We start from the raw sequence: 16,218 nt of genomic DNA, 5'->3' as shown, positions 1-16,218 counted from the left end.
GGTGCCGAAAAAACAAAAGCTGCGTAAGGTTATGGTAATCGGTTCAGGCCCGATAGTGATTGGCCAAGCTGCCGAATTTGATTATGCCGGCACTCAGGCGTGTCAGGCACTTAAAGAAGAAGGTTTTGAGGTGGTGCTGGTCAACAGCAATCCGGCGACCATCATGACAGATACCAATATTGCTGATTGGGTATATATTGAGCCCCTTACCCCTGAATATTTAGAAGAGATTATCGCAAAAGAACGTCCGGACGGCCTTTTAGCTACCTTAGGCGGTCAGGCTGGCCTTAACCTGGCAGTTAAACTGGCTGAAAACGGTGTTCTGGAAAAATATCAGGTAGAGCTGCTGGGTACTCCGATCGAAGCCATTAAAAAGGCGGAAGACAGAGAATTATTCAAAGCCACTATGGAGGAACTCGGCCAGCCTATTCCTGAGAGTACGATTGTTGAAGATATTGAGAGTGCGCTCAAATTTGCCCAGGAAATAGGTTATCCACTGATTGTGCGTCCTGCATATACCCTGGGGGGGACAGGCGGCGGCATTGCCCACAGTGACGAGGAACTTATTGATACAGTAAATAGAGGACTGAAGCACAGCCTGATTGGCCAAGCCCTTATTGAGCGCAGTGTGGCAGGCTGGAAGGAAATCGAGTACGAAGTCATCCGTGACGCTGCTGATAACTGCATCACAGTATGTAACATGGAGAATTTTGACCCTGTTGGCATTCATACTGGCGACAGTATTGTTGTTGCGCCATCACAGACCTTGACTGATTATGAATACCAGATGCTGAGAAGCTCCTCGCTCAAAATCATCCGCTCCTTGGGAATTGAAGGCGGTTGTAACGTACAGTACGCCCTTGACCCTAAAAGCAGCAAATATATAGTCATTGAGGTTAACCCGCGGGTAAGCCGCTCTAGTGCCTTGGCCTCCAAGGCCACAGGCTACCCAATCGCTAAAGTCGCTACTAAAATTGCTATTGGCTATACCCTAGATGAGATTACCAATACAGTAACAGGCAAAACCAAGGCATGCTTTGAACCGGCGCTTGATTACGTGGTAGTTAAGTTTCCACGTTGGCCGTTTGATAAATTTAACTTTGCCGACCGGATTCTTGGCACTCAAATGAAGGCCACTGGCGAGGTTATGTCCATTGATCGTAATTTTGAAGGTGCGTTATTGAAGGCTGTGCGTTCGCTTGAGATTGGCATTAACCGTCTGTATATTCCCGAATTTGCCAAGCTGAGTGATCAGGAAATAAAGGAAAAGATCAGCCTTGCCAATGATGAGCGAGCCTTTGTTATTGCCGAGGCCATACGCCGGGGTGTAACAGTAGCTGAAATTCATGAGATAACAGCCATTGATAACTTTTTCTTAGACAAGATTGAAAACATTGTGGACATGGAACGGCAAATCAGCAAAGAATTGTCGAATGAAGTGCTGCTTGCTGCCAAGAAAATAGGTTTTGCCGATAAGACCATTGCTGAGCTTACTGGCAAAACAGTCTTCCAAATCAGGAAAATGCGCAAACAGGCCAATATTATTCCAAGTTATAAGATGGTAGACACCTGCGCGGCCGAGTTTGAGGCTGTTACACCGTACTACTATTCGACCTATGCGCAAGAAGATGAGGTTGTGACAACCGATAAGCGCAAAGTTATGGTGCTGGGTTCAGGCCCCATTCGTATCGGTCAAGGCATAGAATTTGACTATTGCTCGGTGCACTCAGTCTGGGCGCTTAGAGAAATGGGTATCGAATCGGTTATTGTCAATAATAACCCTGAAACGGTTTCTACTGACTTTGACACCTCAGATCGTCTGTACTTTGAACCGCTTACACCCGAAGATGTACTGAATATTATTGATAAAGAAAAACCTGATGGTGTCATCGTCCAGTTCGGCGGACAGACGGCCATTAACCTTGCGGGACCACTAGTAAGAGCTGGTGTCAAAGTTTTTGGCACAAGTGTGGAAGGGATTGACCGGGCTGAAGACCGGGAAAAATTTGAAGAACTCTTAGGGCAACTTAATATTCCACGGCCTAAAGGTGAAACGGTTACTGATGCTGCTATGGCTCCAGCGGCGGCTGCGCGTATCGGCTATCCGGTTGTCGTTCGTCCGTCCTATGTACTTGGCGGACGGGCCATGGAAATTGTCTACAACGAAGCTGAGTTAAAGGATTATATGGTGCGGGCTGTTAAAGCATCACCTGAACATCCGGTTCTGGTTGACCGCTATATGCAGGGTACTGAGGTTGAGGTTGACGCCATAGCTGACGGCGATGATTTCCTTATCCCAGGCATTATGGAACATATCGAGCGTGCCGGTGTACACTCTGGCGATAGTATCGCCGTATATCCACCCCAGACGCTGTCGCAAAACGTAATAGATACAATTGTCGACTATACTGGACGCCTGGCGAAAGGGCTTCAGGTAAAAGGCTTAATCAATATCCAATATGTAATTGTGGATGACGAAGTATATGTAATTGAAGTAAATCCACGGTCTAGCCGGACAATCCCTTTCTTGAGCAAAATTACCGATGTGCCAATGGTCGATGTGGCTACCCGCATAGCACTTGGCGATACCCTAAAAGGGATGGGATACGTTCCTGGGCTTATGCCAGCCAGAGAGTACATTGCGGTAAAGGTGCCGGTATTCTCTTTCGCTAAAATGCAGCAAGTAGATATCTCGCTTGGACCAGAAATGAAATCAACCGGTGAGGTCATGGGGATTGACTATCAATATGCCAGAGCTTTATATAAAGGCATTTTGGGTGCCGGAATGAATGTGCCGCAAGAGGGAACAGTACTTATTACTGTTGCCGATAAAGACAAACCCGAGGCTGGGGAAATCGCAAGAGAGTTTGCCAAAATTGGTTATGAGCTTATTGCTACCAGCGGTACTGCTGAGTACCTCCGGTCACTGGGCTTAAGGGTAAGCACGGTGCCTAAGCTGCATGAACAGCAGCCTCAGATTATTGAGATGATCAAGGCTGGCAAAATAAATATGGTTATTAATACCTTAACTAAGGGACGGGACTTTGAAAGTGACGGTTTCAAAATCAGAAGGGCTGCAGTAGAACATTCGCTCTTATGTCTGACCTCAATGGATACAGCCACCGCTGTTCTTGATGTACTGAGCATCATTCGCCAAAGAAAGTTCCTCTATGTGCTGGCACTGCAGGACTATGTAGGCGGAGGCGAAAGAGTCCGTGAGTAAAACCTGTGTAACAGCTCAAGTAATTGAACACAGTACCATTGTTGGGGATGTATTTGAGTTGGTAGTGACTGCACCCGAGATTGCCAGTATCACCCGTCCTGGCCAGTTTGTCCATATCCGGCTGGCCGATACCCTTGATCCGCTTCTGCGGCGGCCGTTTAGTATTGCCGACTGTGATGCAGCCAAGGGAACTCTCACTATCATCTACCGGGTTGTTGGTCGAGGGACGGCTTTAATGACAAAGCTTCGACCAGGAGACAATATTGATTGTATGGGGCCGCTGGGCAATGGGTTTGCTTTAACCGGCCAGCGCCCCCTCTTAGTAGGGGGCGGCATGGGTCTAGCGCCTCTCGTTATGCTGGCCAAAGCTTTTTGTTCACGCCCAGCCACTGTGCTGATGGGCGGACGCAATGAACAGGAATTATTTTGGCCTAGCATTTACACATCGGTGTGTCAGAATATCCATATTACATCCGACGACGGCAGTGTCGGCCACCGTGGCTTTACGGTCGATATCCTGCCTGAATTATTAAAACAAGATAAGTTTGATATTATCTACGCCTGCGGTCCGCACGCCATGCTTAAGGGTGTGGCTGAGGCTGCGGCCCGCAACGGTATTCCTTGTCAGGTCTCTTTGGAAGAATATATGGCTTGCGGCGTTGGCGCCTGCTTGTCCTGTACCTGTGCCAGCAGCAGTGGCAAGCGGCATAAGGTGTGCACTGACGGGCCGGTATTCTGGGCCGGGGAGGTGGCGTGGTGAGCATAACCGACAACATGCTTTCTGTTGATATTGCTGGGATAAAGATGAAGACGCCGGTTATGACAGCGTCAGGAACCTTCGGCTTTGGACTTGAATATAGCGACTTTGTTGATTTAAACCAGGTTGGTGCCATAGTAGTTAAAGGGACAACGCTTGCACCTAAGGCAGGTAATAGCGGTCGGCGCATGGCAGAAACTCCGGCAGGCATGCTTAACTCTATTGGCCTGGAAAACCCTGGTGTTGAGGAATTTGTTACTGAAACAATGCCTAAATTGGCCAAGTATCAAGTGCCTGTCATTGTCAATATCTCTGGTAATACTGTAGAAGAATATGGCGAATTGGCAGCACGACTTAATCAGTCTGGCATAGCTGGTCTGGAAGTCAATATTTCCTGTCCCAATGTTAAGCAAGGCGGAATTGCTTTTGGCACTTGCCCAGACAGTGCGACTGAAGTAGTACGAGCGGTAAAAGCTAAGACGAACCTGCCTGTCATTGTTAAATTGTCACCCAATGTTACAGATGTTGTGTTGATGGCTAGGGCTGTCGAAGCGGCTGGTGCTGATGCTATTTCCATGATTAACACGCTGCTGGGTATGGCGATTGACATTCGGACCTGGCGGCCTGTCCTGGGTAATACGGTCGGCGGCTTGTCCGGCCCGGCTGTTAAGCCGGTTGCTGTGCGGATGGTATGGCAGGTGGCAAAAGCCGTTAATGTACCGGTTATTGGCATGGGCGGGATTATGTCAGCAGAGGATGCTATTGAATTCATGCTGGCTGGAGCGAGTGCAGTGGCTGTTGGTACTGCCAATTTTGTTAACCCATACATCTCAGTTGAAATGGCTGAAGGAATCAGAGACTACCTTACTAAACGCGGTTTAACACAGGTAAGCGAGCTTATTGGCAAAGTCAATTGTAACTAAAAGAATCGCGTAAGATGGAGGTTTGCTAAATGGATCAAGTTCGTAATCGTTTGATTGTAGCCCTTGATGTCGCCACCATGGCTGAAGTACGGCAATTAGTCGAGACATTAGGGGACGCCGTCAGTTATTATAAAGTAGGTATGCAGCTTTTTTACAGCGTAGGCATGGAATGCCTGACCTTTTTGCGCGAAGCAGGTAAAGACGTTTTTCTTGACTTAAAAATGCATGACATTCCGAATACTGTGGCTCAAGGTGCTGCGTCACTGACTCGGTTGGGGGTAGCCATGATTAACGTCCAGGCATCAGGCGGCCCAGCCATGATGCGGGCGGCTGTAGAGAAGGTAGCCGAAACAGCTGCTAGTCTTGAGATTCCTCGCCCTAAGCTGATTGCCGTTACTGTGCTGACAAGTATGGATCAGGCAGAATGGGCTTCACTTAGGTCTGCTGCCAGCATTCCCGACCAAGTTGTACATTTGGCAAGAATGGCCAAGGAGGCTGGGTTAGACGGTGTGGTAGCATCGCCACAGGAAGCTGAGCTTATCCGGGAAGCGTGCGGCAAAGATTTTTCGATCATTACACCAGGTGTTCGCCCCCAAGGAGCGGCCTTAAATGACCAAAGCCGGGTAGCTACGCCAGCCGATGCATTAAAAGCTGGAGCACACTATCTGGTAGTAGGTCGGCCGATTACTGCGGCAAGGGATCCGCGCGAGGCTGCACTGGCGATTTTAGAAGAAATGAGGAAGGCATAATGAATGAAGCAGAAGTTCGGCAATTATTTGTTGAGACAGGCGCTATATTAGAAGGGCATTTTTTACTGACCTCAGGCTTACATAGTCCGTTATATGTAGAGAAGTTTCAGGTATTGCAGTACCCTAAACATACCGAAAAGCTTTGTGCAGCGCTCGCTGAACGCTTTAAGAATGATAACATTGAGCTTGTGATCGGCCCTGTGACTGGTGGGATTATCCTGGCTCATGAAGTTGGCAAGCATCTTGGCACTCGCGCTATTTTCACTGAGCGTGAAAATGGTAAGATGGCATTAAGACGTGGGTTTGTCATTGAACAAGGCCAGCGTGTACTCATTGTCGAAGATATTGTTACTACAGGCGGCTCTGTGCAAGAAGTAGTTGACGTAGTGCGCGCGCAAGGCGGCATTCCTGTGGCCGTGGGTATACTGGTTGACCGCAGCGGTGGTAAGGCAGGTTTCGGTATTCCGTCCCAGGCGCTCCTACACCTGACTGTTCCTACTTATCAACCGGAAAACTGTCCACTTTGTAAAGAAGGTGTAGCCATAACAAAGCGTGGCAGCCGTAAGCTGTAAGGTTGTGTTATAGAGACACTGCTGTTTAGAAAAGTCAGATTGTTTCGTCGTACCTCCTCGCAATGACCCTGAATTTTAGTCATTGTGAGGAAGGCGCGTGGCAATCTCGCTTTTCTGTCTACTTTATGTTAATTTATATTGCTTTTAATTACCGGTAGTCAGCCGTTTATTTACTTAAAATCTATAGTAAACAGCCAATATATAGCCAAAAAGAGAGCTAGAAGAAAATAATTTTCTTAAATAAACGCCAGTTGCTATTGATATTATGTCGAAAGCATGGTATTATTAGAACTCGTCAGGGAGAAATAATTAACACGGCCCCGTGGTGTAGCGGTCTAACATGCCGCCCTGTCACGGCGGAGATCGACGGTTCAAATCCGTTCGGGGTCGCCATCCTGATTTGCGGAAGTAGCTCAGCGGTAGAGCATCGCCTTGCCAAGGCGAGGGTCGCGAGTTCGAATCTCGTTTTCCGCTCCATATAGGGGTATAGCTCAATTGGTAGAGTAGCGGTCTCCAAAACCGTTGGTTGAGGGTTCAAGTCCTTCTGCCCCTGCCACAAAAAAAGATGAAAAGAACGCCTTTATGGCGTTCTTTTTTATTAGCTGTCAGCCAGCTCCAACTCTTTCACCTTTAATACCTCTTCGCGCAGTGTCAGCCAAATAGTCTGGAACAGTTCATTATAGCGAAGCGTAGTCCGGATCGAAGCGATATCACGCGGGCGAGGCAGATCAACGTCTACAATTGATTTTACGGTGCCAGGATGTGCTGTCATAATCATGATGCGATCACTGAGGCATAAGGCTTCATCAATGCTATGGGTGATAAAAACGGTCGTTTTTTTGCTTAATTCCCAAATGCGCAGTAGTTCCTGTTGGAGAAGGATTCTATTTTGCTCATCAAGCGCACCGAAGGGCTCATCCATCAGCAGGATTTCGGGGTTGTTGGCAAATGCACGGGCTACGCTTACCCGCTGCTTCATACCGCCTGAAAGTTGATGGGGATATGCTTTAGCAAATTTAGTTAGACCAATCATCCGGATATATTTTTCAGCAATTTTATAACGCTCTTTTTTAGGAATGCCCCGGAGCTTAAGGCCGTACGCAACATTGTCAATTACTGTGAGCCAGGGGAATACCGACTGTTCTTGAAACACCATAGAGTTTACCGGACGGTCGCCTGTTGTAATTGTAACATCAACTGTACCAATAGATGCGGTGTCTAAGCCAGCGAGGATGCGGAGCAGCGTAGTTTTACCACAGCCACTGGGCCCGACAATAGAAAAGAACTCGCCATCACCGATAGAAACGTTGATGTCAGTAAGAGCGGTCACCTGACCACGGCTTGTAATAAACGTTTTTCCGATATTGTTTAAGACAATGCTGGTGCTGTCGTAAGGCATAACCGCACCTCCTTAAAATCTCCTTAGCTGGCCTGCTTCCACGGAAGCACCAGACGTTCCAGCCAATCAAGTATAAGAGAAAAGATATAGCCAAGCACTGATAGCGTAATCAGCGCAACAAACATCTGCTCAATATCAAACATGTCATAGGCGCGCCATATCATCCAGCCTACGCCGGCTTTGGCAGCCGACATCTCAGCGGCAACAATCAGGATAAGAGCCATCCCCATGCCAAGCTTGAGTCCGGCAAATATCATAGGCAGCGCTCCAGGTAAAGCTACTGTGAGGTAGAAATCCTTGCGGCTGGCACCGAAATTTTTGGCGACTTCCAGATAGATTTTGTCAATGTTTAATACCCCAGCCATAGTATTAATGGCTACCAGATAGAATACGCCGATAGCGATTGTAAATATCTTAGAGGTTTCTCCTAGGCCAAAGATTAGGAGAATCAACGGCATAATGGCTAATTTAGGAATTGGATATGTAGCTGCGATCATGGGCTCGACCGCTGAACGGACAAGGGGGGATAGCCCCATGCTCATGCCCAGGAGAATTCCTGGAAGAGCTCCGGCGATAAAACCCCAGATGACCCTTAGAACGCTCACCCAGGTATTGTAAAGAAGGTCGCCGGAAATTAGCAATGGGAAAAAAGCCTGAAGAATTAGCGACGGGCTTGAGAGCAGGCGGGTGTCAACAAACCCCAAACGGGCTGCCGCTTCCCAAAGAAATAAGAGGGTTAATGGCGAAAGTATAGAAATAGTTGTTTTCACCTAAATCAGCTCCCGGTATACAACATAGGGTTTATTGATATTTGCCTAAGGTCTTCACGGCAAAATCTACATACTTGTTATCAACAGCATCTTCCAGTTTAATTTCAGACTTAAGCAGGTTATTTTCTTTGTACCACGCTAAATCAGCAGCAATTCCATTCATCCGGAGGTAGCCGTCAGGATTAAGCCCGGTAGGGAACATTTTTTCATATAAGGCTGGGTCTTTGATAACCGAATATTTGCAGAGCATGTTGATTACTTCAGATTTGTTTTTATTTTTGAAAAAAGCATCATTGTAGTCACGCATAGATTTTACATAAGCAGTCATAAAGCGATTAGCTACATCTGGACGTGTGGTCATACTAGTACCGTATACTAACAGGGCGATTTGGGCATCTGGGTCATATTCAGACGGATCTTTCCAGGGGTCAACAATACCTTTGGCAATGCCTTGGGTTACAAAGGGCTCAATGACCATGGCGGCATCAATGCTCTTATTGCCCAGGGAAACTAGCATATCAGGGAATGCGCGGATTACCTGCATATCAATATCTTTGGTCGTTAAGCCGCCTTTGGCTAAAACCCGTGCCAGGCATATCTCATCTAAAGAAGCCGTACCAACCACAGCAATTTTTTTGCCGCGCAGGTCTGCAAAGTCTTTCAAGTCATTAGCAAGATCTTTTCTCACGACTAAGCGATAGTATCCCTGTCCGGGAACGTTAATACCTTTGTCGGCCACGATTTTAACCGGTATATCGCGGGACATGGCATTTAAAAGCCCAGCGGCAGTTACGGTTGCGCCGACATCTAATTGTCCGGCGGCCAACTGATTAATCATCTCCTGACCTGAATTGAATTGTATCGGATCAATTTTGATGCCAAGGTCCTGATAATAGCCTTTGGCCATACCGATAAGAATACCTGCATCAGAAATAACCTGCTTCATGCCAACCTTTACCACAGTTTCCTGCGGCAGTGCAGTTAATCCAGGAGCCCAGGCAATCCCTTTTGCCGGTGAAACCTGGGTAGTAGGCGCCAGACTGCAAGCCGTAATGAAAAAGGTGAATACAAGTAAGACTGACACCAGTCCTCCCCAACGTTTTAACATATTGTTCCCTCCTTGTGATTTTAGAATTTGTTCTCCTGTAAGAAAGTATAACTTTCCGTCTGGATAAGGCAACAGCGGCTTCCGCTTTCGCCAGAGGCTCGGCGCAAGCCGTGTTTTCTTTACGTAGGAGCTACTTCATACTATTCTGAGTTTATTTTTTGGTTACTTGGCAGGCAGGTTTTTTTTAGGGTAGCCAAGAATATAGTCATATCGGTTAATAGGAGAGGACTACTATATGGAAAAAATTGTTAAACAAGTAACAGAGTGGGAGTTTTTGCAAAATCTTCCCTTAGAGATGTGCGGCTTCACGCTCATTAACGAGTTAATGACATGCGGCTCCCAGTACCGTATTTTTACATATAATAATCAAAAAGCTAGGCGTAGCTTTACTGTTTTATATGATAAAGCTACTAAAGACTTTTTAGTTCGTACGGTAATTGGATTAACAGAGTTTTGCGATATCAGCTTTTTTACCGCAAACATAGCAGCGCTGGAAAAGCTATTGAGAGAACGGATGGAAAAAACACTTTGCGGTTTAGCTCAATTTGATGCAAACTGCTTATGTGCGCAATTTGCATCAAAGAAAATTCTCGAGTGGCCTTATGCGCTCCAGCTGCCTAAGAATTTAGCCGGATTTGAACTTTTTATAACACCGCAAGAACCATTTAAAGGATTGAACGGTTCTTATGTTATAATAGACTATAGTGACTTTGCTACAGAGAGTAACCTGGTTGTAAATTACAATATATTTCGCGATCAATTCTTTAGTGAAATACGCCTCAGACGAACGCCAATTCCGACGGCTGAATTCGATGCCAAGACGCTGCCTGAACTTGAGGGAAGGTTAAATGATAATCTGAATCCAATGCTTGAGAAATTACGGTTAAAGCTACAATGATAGTTAGGTAGAGCGCTAAACGCAGGAGGTTACTTGATGGCAAAGATTTTAGTTTGCGATGATTCTTCATTCATGCGAATGATGTTGAAAAAGCTGTTAACAGATAATGGTCATGAGATCGTTGGCGAAGCGGGTGACGGAAAACAAGCAGTACAATTATACCGCCAGTACAAACCAGATTTGGTTACTATGGATATTACTATGCCGATAATGGACGGCATTGAAGCAGTAAAGCATATTCATGAGGAAGACCCACTAGCCCGTATTATCATGGTCACAGCCATTGGTCAACGAAGTATCATTACGGACGCTCTCAAAGCAGGTGCATCAAGCTTTATCATAAAGCCCTTTGAGCCTGATCAGGTAGCAGAAACAGTAAATAAGGTTTTGGCAGGATAAAATCCGATTTTCTAAAGTACTTGACGGGTTATTTCTATTGAGATATAATATATTCCGTCAGTGTATAGCTGGTATAAAAATTGGGATTTTATTCAGTATTGACTTTAATAAAAGACTGATATATACTAGATTATGCGATTTATTAAGCGGCCCTGTGGTGTAGCGGTCTAACATGCCGCCCTGTCACGGCGGAGATCGACGGTTCAAATCCGTTCAGGGTCGCCAATTTACACGCCTCGGTAGCTCAGTCGGTAGAGCAGAGGACTGAAAATCCTCGTGTCGGCAGTTCGATTCTGCCCTGAGGCACCATTTGCGCGGAAGTAGCTCAGCGGTAGAGCATCGCCTTGCCAAGGCGAGGGTCGCGAGTTCGAATCTCGTTTTCCGCTCCATTGTTGTGGCGACATAGCCAAGTGGTAAGGCAGAGGTCTGCAAAACCTCTATTCCCCAGTTCAAATCTGGGTGTCGCCTCCATCTAACATAATAAGAGCCACATATGTGGTTTTTTAATTAATTACATGCCGGGGTGGCGGAACTGGCAGACGCAACGGACTTAAAATCCGTCGGAAAGAAATTTCCGTACCGGTTCGATTCCGGTCCTCGGCACCAGTATGAAGAAAACTTCGCAGTCATTGCGAAGTCTTTTTCATTTTCATAGTCCGATGGGTCCTGAAGACATTTTGACAACACAATGCTCTAACTCCGAATTTTGGGCCGTCTATCTTGACGGTCCTATTTTATTTTTCTGCACTTTTTCTACTCCAGATCTCCGATAATTTCTCGGCAATCCCCTCCTGCATTTTTGCAGTATCATGTGTATATTTATCCTTTGTGAAAGCTTCCGCTGTCGCCAAAGGCTCGTCGCAAGTCGTGTTTTCTTTATCACGAAATTCCTGTTTAGATACTGACTCCTTCTTGACATTTGGCATTATATATTTTAAAATTATCTTGAAGTAAAGAGAATCGATAGTAAGTCGCTAGGAGAGAGAGAATGAGCCAAGATAGCTACGAGCAGAGCCTAGCATTAAAACTGTTCACTGTTCTAGCTCGCACCCACAACACGCTTATGGAATTAGACCGGCGTGATATCAGGCGTTACGGATTGAACCAGACTGAGTTCGCAGTACTTGAACTCCTGTATCACAAAGGGCCCCACCCACTCCAGCAAATAGGTGAGAAGATATTAATTACCAGTGGCAGTATCACATATGTAATTAATAAACTTGAGAAGAAGGGTTTACTTGAGCGTAAACCTTGTGAGGAAGATCGGCGAATTGTGTACGCAACTTTGACAGAACATGGAAAGGCGTTATTGGCTGAAATCTTCCCACAGCATGCGGAAACTTTAACAAAAGCATTTCAGGGGCTAACGGTAGAAGAAAAACAGTTTGCGATTGATTTAGTAAAAAAAATCGGCCTCTGGGCGGAGAGTCACTAAAAATTTAACCAAATATCTTTAATTTAAGATAAATTCAAGGTTTGAGGAGGATTAGCGGAGCGAATAAGTGGTGTATCTATGGTTTTTATAAATTACACTTTGGAATAACATCAGGAGGTAGAAAAAAATGATATTAGGAAACTGGGACAAGCATAGAGAGTTAGGGATATTACTATTGCGTGTGGGAATTGGATTAATGTTTGTTTTTCATGGCTGGCCAAAAATTTTTGGTGGAACTGAGACTTGGGTAAAACTCGGGATGGCTATGAAGTTTTTGGGTGTTGGCTTTGCACCGGCATTTTGGGGATTTATGTCTGCCGCTACTGAATTTTTTGGAGGAATTCTAATTGCTGTCGGCTTCTTAACCCGTCCAGTTGCTATGATGCTAGCTTTTAACATGGTTGTTGCTGTTGTATTAAAGTTTAGTACTGGAGCTGGGTTGGGTGGCGCTTCGCAAGCTATCGAGGTCGGCATTGTATTTCTTAGTTTGATATTGATTGGACCTGGCCGGTACAGTATCGATGGGCGTTGTCAAAAGCAGTAAGCTCTGTAGACCTTGGAATTCGTAGTTCCAAGGTCTACATTTTCATAACTAGCGTAAATTTTTTTTGTTGAATTCCCATATTGAACAATGCTAATTCAAACTTTAAAATAATGACATTTTAAAAAGGATACCTAGTTGACCAATAATGACATTTTATGTTATCATTTAGTCACGATAATGAAATTCATTATCAGTTAATTGTGTCGGAGGTATTGTAGAAAGTGAAGAAGCCTATTACTCTAATGTTATCACTACTAATGTCAGCATCTCTTGTGTTTGCCGGTTGCGCCTCCACAAAGCAGTCAGCTGTGCCCCAAACCAGTCAGCCTGAATCCAAAGAAGTCAATGTTTACACAGCTAGGCATTATCCTGGTGTGGATGATGCAATTTACAAAGCTTTCACAGATAAAACTGGCATTAAGGTAAATCTTATTAAAGCCAGTGGTGAAGAACTTATCCAACGAATAAAAACTGAAGGCGCTAGTAGTAAAGCCGATATTTATATTACTTCTGATGCCGGCAATCTTCACCTAGCAAAAGAAGCTGGCCTGTTACAGCCTATCAAAAGCCCTGTGATAGAAAAGAATATTCCTGCAAACTTTATCGATAAAGATAAAATGTGGACAGGCTTGACGATGAGAGCCAGGGTGTTGGTATACGCTAAAGATAGGGTCAATAAAGAGGAACTGTCTACATATGAAGATCTAACTGCTACTAAATGGAAAGGCAAAATTGTAACAAGGTCGTCTAACAATATTTACAATCAATCAATGCTGGCTTCGTTCATAGAGCTGAATGGTGAAGACAAAGCCAAAGAGTGGGCTAAGGGTCTTGTGAGCAATTTTGCCAAACAGCCTGAAGGTGGCGACAGAGACCAAGCTAAGGCCATAGCCGCAGGTAAGGGCGATGTGGCGATTATGAACTCGTATTATCTTGGCCAAATGCTAAATTCAAAGGATGCGGAAGAAGTCAAAGCTGCTGAGAAACTTGGCGTATTCTTCCCCAATCAAAATACAACAGGTACACATGTTAACGTAAGCGGTGCCGGAATCGTCAAGACTTCCCAAAATGTTACCAACGCTGTGAAGTTACTTGAATTCTTATCAGAGGCCGATGCCCAAAAGACATTTGCCGAAGCAAGTACTGAATATCCGGTAAATCCTAACGTAGAGCCTTCAGCGCTTCTTAAGTCGTGGGGTACCTTCAAGAAGCAGGACATTAATCTTTCAAAATTAGGCGAAAACAACAAGAAAGCTGTTCAAATATTTAACGAGATTGGTTGGAAGTAAGAATAGAATTCACGAAAATGAACAAGCATGAGATTCTCCTCATGCTTGTTCGCTTTTCAATATTAATTGCAGATACTGTGAAAGGAATTATTAACATTGATAAGACCGAGTAAATTGATAAACGAATCGAATGCATGGAGTCTTTTGGCGTTTGCCGTAATAGCTGTTACCATAATTCCGGCACTGAATATTATATTTGGTGTTGTATCAACTGAGACAGAAAATTGGCCACATATCAAACAGTACTTGCTTCAGGAATATATAATAAATACCGCTATTCTTTTTGTATTCTCCGGATTTTTTGCTGCCTTACTTGGCGTCAGTCTTGCTTACATAATTACAGTTTTTGATTTTCCGTTACGAAAGTTTTTTAAGTGGGCGCTCATTTTACCGTTGTCAATACCAGCCTATATTGGAGCTTATACGTACAGCGGTATGGTCAGTTATACTGGCGTTATCACCAAAATACTGACCTTGCTTTTCGGCAAAATGATTTTGATTGACATTATGTCGGTACCAGGAACAATATTCATTTTTACCTTTTTCCTATTCCCCTATGTGTACATTATAAGCAGGGCATTTTTGGCAAAGTACACAGCATCACTTATTGAAAGCGCCAGAATGCTTGGCAAGAATTATATGCAAATATTTTTCAAAGTGATACTTCCAGTCTCGCGCGGTGTAATTGCCTCAGGCTGTGCTTTAGTTTTAATGGAAGTTGCCAACGATTACGGAGTTGTCAGTTATTTCGGGATTAACACTTTCAGTATTGCAATTTTCAAGGTATGGTTCGGGATGGGGGACATTAGCTCGGCTGTTCGGTTATGTATGTATTTGATGGGGTTTATTGTTTCAATTATCTTATTAGAAAAGATAGTAAGGGGTCAAAAGAAGTTTGCTATCGCTACTTCTAAGGTTAGAGTGTTGGCACTACATAGACTTCCCAAAACAAAAGCACTGGCAGTCAGCTTCTATTGTTTTATAATATTTAGTCTGGGATTTTTACTTCCTTTTTTTCAATTATTAGCATGGGCATCTATGACCTATGATGAAGTATTAGAACCCAGCTTTTTTGATGCTGCAGTCAATACTGTTGTTGCAGCAGTTATTTGTGCTGCTATAATTGTTTGCTGTTCTATAGTGATAACGAACAGCGCCCGAATCAGCCAGAACATGTTCGCCAGGACTGCGGCTAAACTTACCGTAGTAGGCTATTCGGTGCCAGGGGCTGTTATTTCTATCGGTGTTCTGATATTGTTTATGTGGTTAAATAAATTTACAGAGAGCGCGTGGGAATACTCTGTCATTACCAGTCTATACATGTTGTTTTTCGCATATATAGTCAGATTCTTAGCGGTGGGCTGCAATACACTTGAAAGTGGTTTTGAGAAAATAGGGAAGACGTTTTTTGAGGCATCCAGAACCTTAGGATGTGGTGTCACAGAAACATTCTTCAAAGTTGATTTTAAAATGATTATCCCTTCTTTAGTAGGTGCTTTTTCTTTGGTATTTGTGGATATGGCCAAAGAGCTGCCGCTAACGCTTATATTACGTCCATTCAATTATAATACACTTGCCACCAAGGTGTACGAATATGCTCATGATGAACGAATTCAGCATAGTGCTCCGGCCGCGCTAATCATCATAGCCATCTGTTCTATATCGGTTTACTATCTGTCCAAAGCAGAGAAGGAGTGAGTCAATTGTTTCTAGACTTGAAAAATGTATCATTTAAATATAAAGGTACAGATAAGTATGTTCTTAAGGACTTAAACATTAGTGTGGAAAAGGGAGAGATAGTTTCTATTGTCGGGTTAAGCGGCAGCGGAAAAAGCACTGTGCTACGACTTATAGCAGGCTTGGAAGTACCGGCATCCGGGAGTATAACAATAAATAATAGGGTAGTGGCTGATAAGAATAGTTTTGTTCCGCCAGAAAAAAGAAAAATCGGTATGGTTTTTCAAGACTATGCGCTGTTTCCTCATTTTACCGTTCATAGCAATATTGCTTTTGGCATATCAAATATCCCTAAAAAAGATCGCGATGAGCGGGTTAATCGACTATTAAGTCTAATTAATATGAACGAGTATAAAGATAGATATCCCTACCAGCTTAGCGGCGGTCAGCAGCAGAGAGTAGCAGTTGCAAGGGC

The 16,218-nt window shown here is 44.5% G+C and carries 16 protein-coding genes and 8 tRNA genes; 20 read left to right on the top strand and 4 right to left on the bottom strand.

What is annotated here, in order from left to right; genetic code table 11:
* Position 1 precedes the first annotated feature (1 nt).
* From carB to B9A22_RS10730, 8 genes are all read left to right on the top strand, one after another.
* The gene (gene carB, locus B9A22_RS10765) at positions 2-3,223 is read left to right on the top strand and encodes a carbamoyl-phosphate synthase large subunit (protein ID WP_084575737.1); all 3,222 of its coding nucleotides are present in this window, start codon (positions 2-4) and stop codon (positions 3,221-3,223) included.
* On the top strand, positions 3,216-3,983 hold the full coding sequence (locus B9A22_RS10760) for a dihydroorotate dehydrogenase electron transfer subunit (protein WP_084575736.1): 768 nt from the start codon (positions 3,216-3,218) through the stop codon (positions 3,981-3,983). Before carB ends, B9A22_RS10760 begins: the two co-directional genes overlap by 8 nt.
* Positions 3,980-4,903, top strand: coding sequence for a dihydroorotate dehydrogenase (locus B9A22_RS10755; protein WP_084575735.1), 924 nt, complete (start codon positions 3,980-3,982; stop codon positions 4,901-4,903). The genes B9A22_RS10760 and B9A22_RS10755 overlap by 4 nt, the downstream gene beginning before the upstream one ends.
* A gap of 29 nt (positions 4,904-4,932) precedes the next feature.
* Positions 4,933-5,652: an orotidine-5'-phosphate decarboxylase gene (gene pyrF / locus B9A22_RS10750; RefSeq protein ID WP_084575734.1), complete on the top strand. Its 720-nt coding sequence runs from the start codon at positions 4,933-4,935 to the stop codon at positions 5,650-5,652.
* Entirely contained in the window at positions 5,652-6,224 is a 573-nt protein-coding gene (gene pyrE / locus B9A22_RS10745; RefSeq protein WP_084575733.1) for an orotate phosphoribosyltransferase, read from the top strand. The genes pyrF and pyrE overlap by 1 nt, the downstream gene beginning before the upstream one ends.
* A gap of 316 nt (positions 6,225-6,540) precedes the next feature.
* Positions 6,541-6,617: transfer RNA gene (locus B9A22_RS10740), tRNA-Asp, on the top strand.
* A 9-nt stretch (positions 6,618-6,626) separates the two neighbouring features.
* Positions 6,627-6,701: transfer RNA gene (locus B9A22_RS10735), tRNA-Gly, on the top strand.
* Positions 6,702-6,704: 3 nt separating this feature from the next.
* A tRNA-Trp gene (locus tag B9A22_RS10730) sits at positions 6,705-6,780 on the top strand.
* Positions 6,781-6,822: 42 nt separating this feature from the next.
* Here B9A22_RS10730 and B9A22_RS10725 read toward each other — a convergent pair.
* Genes B9A22_RS10725 through B9A22_RS10715 form a run of 3 tightly spaced genes read right to left on the bottom strand, consistent with a single transcriptional unit; the run spans position 6,823 to position 9,501 of the window.
* Positions 6,823-7,623 (bottom strand): ABC transporter ATP-binding protein, encoded by an 801-nt coding sequence (locus B9A22_RS10725; RefSeq protein ID WP_084575732.1) that lies wholly within the window; start codon positions 7,621-7,623, stop codon positions 6,823-6,825.
* Positions 7,624-7,646: 23 nt separating this feature from the next.
* The gene (locus B9A22_RS10720; RefSeq protein ID WP_084575731.1) at positions 7,647-8,393 is read right to left on the bottom strand and encodes an ABC transporter permease; all 747 of its coding nucleotides are present in this window, start codon (positions 8,391-8,393) and stop codon (positions 7,647-7,649) included.
* Positions 8,394-8,424: 31 nt separating this feature from the next.
* Positions 8,425-9,501 (bottom strand): ABC transporter substrate-binding protein, encoded by a 1,077-nt coding sequence (locus B9A22_RS10715; protein WP_084575730.1) that lies wholly within the window; start codon positions 9,499-9,501, stop codon positions 8,425-8,427.
* A 235-nt stretch (positions 9,502-9,736) separates the two neighbouring features.
* Between B9A22_RS10715 and B9A22_RS10710 the strand changes: the two genes are divergently transcribed.
* The 7 genes from B9A22_RS10710 (at position 9,737) to B9A22_RS10680 (ending at position 11,404) form a co-directional block, all read left to right on the top strand.
* On the top strand, positions 9,737-10,399 hold the full coding sequence (locus tag B9A22_RS10710) for a hypothetical protein (protein ID WP_084575729.1): 663 nt from the start codon (positions 9,737-9,739) through the stop codon (positions 10,397-10,399).
* 36 nt (positions 10,400-10,435) lie between these two features.
* Positions 10,436-10,798, top strand: coding sequence for a response regulator (locus tag B9A22_RS10705; RefSeq protein WP_084575728.1), 363 nt, complete (start codon positions 10,436-10,438; stop codon positions 10,796-10,798).
* 148 nt (positions 10,799-10,946) lie between these two features.
* A tRNA-Asp gene (locus B9A22_RS10700) sits at positions 10,947-11,023 on the top strand.
* A gap of 8 nt (positions 11,024-11,031) precedes the next feature.
* A tRNA-Phe gene (locus B9A22_RS10695) sits at positions 11,032-11,107 on the top strand.
* Between the two features lie 5 nt (positions 11,108-11,112).
* Positions 11,113-11,187, top strand: a tRNA-Gly gene (locus B9A22_RS10690).
* Positions 11,188-11,194: 7 nt separating this feature from the next.
* Positions 11,195-11,269: transfer RNA gene (locus tag B9A22_RS10685), tRNA-Cys, on the top strand.
* A gap of 46 nt (positions 11,270-11,315) precedes the next feature.
* Positions 11,316-11,404 (top strand) — tRNA-Leu (locus B9A22_RS10680).
* A 128-nt stretch (positions 11,405-11,532) separates the two neighbouring features.
* On the opposite strand, the gene B9A22_RS10675 is transcribed toward B9A22_RS10680, so the two are convergent.
* The gene (locus B9A22_RS10675) at positions 11,533-11,724 is read right to left on the bottom strand and encodes a hypothetical protein (RefSeq protein ID WP_084575727.1); all 192 of its coding nucleotides are present in this window, start codon (positions 11,722-11,724) and stop codon (positions 11,533-11,535) included.
* Between the two features lie 62 nt (positions 11,725-11,786).
* On the opposite strand from B9A22_RS10675, the gene B9A22_RS10670 reads away from it, so the two are divergent.
* The 5 genes from B9A22_RS10670 to B9A22_RS10650 form a co-directional block, all read left to right on the top strand.
* The gene (locus B9A22_RS10670; protein WP_084575726.1) at positions 11,787-12,233 is read left to right on the top strand and encodes a MarR family winged helix-turn-helix transcriptional regulator; all 447 of its coding nucleotides are present in this window, start codon (positions 11,787-11,789) and stop codon (positions 12,231-12,233) included.
* 127 nt (positions 12,234-12,360) lie between these two features.
* Positions 12,361-12,777, top strand: coding sequence for a DoxX family protein (locus B9A22_RS10665; RefSeq protein ID WP_084575725.1), 417 nt, complete (start codon positions 12,361-12,363; stop codon positions 12,775-12,777).
* 242 nt (positions 12,778-13,019) lie between these two features.
* Complete coding sequence (locus B9A22_RS10660; RefSeq protein WP_084575905.1) at positions 13,020-14,066, top strand: Fe(3+) ABC transporter substrate-binding protein; 1,047 nt, start codon at positions 13,020-13,022, stop codon at positions 14,064-14,066.
* Positions 14,067-14,180: 114 nt separating this feature from the next.
* Entirely contained in the window at positions 14,181-15,764 is a 1,584-nt protein-coding gene (locus B9A22_RS10655; protein ID WP_217805868.1) for an ABC transporter permease, read from the top strand.
* Between the two features lie 17 nt (positions 15,765-15,781).
* Positions 15,782-16,218, top strand: a 437-nt coding sequence (locus tag B9A22_RS10650) for an ABC transporter ATP-binding protein (RefSeq protein ID WP_176215373.1), incomplete at its 3' end; no start/stop codon positions are given.

Source organism: Sporomusa malonica (genome assembly GCF_900176355.1).
In the GTDB taxonomy this organism is placed as follows: domain Bacteria; phylum Bacillota; class Negativicutes; order Sporomusales; family Sporomusaceae; genus Sporomusa; species Sporomusa malonica.
Note: the sequence above shows the minus strand (reverse complement) of the source record. Positions and strands in the feature narration are given on the sequence as shown.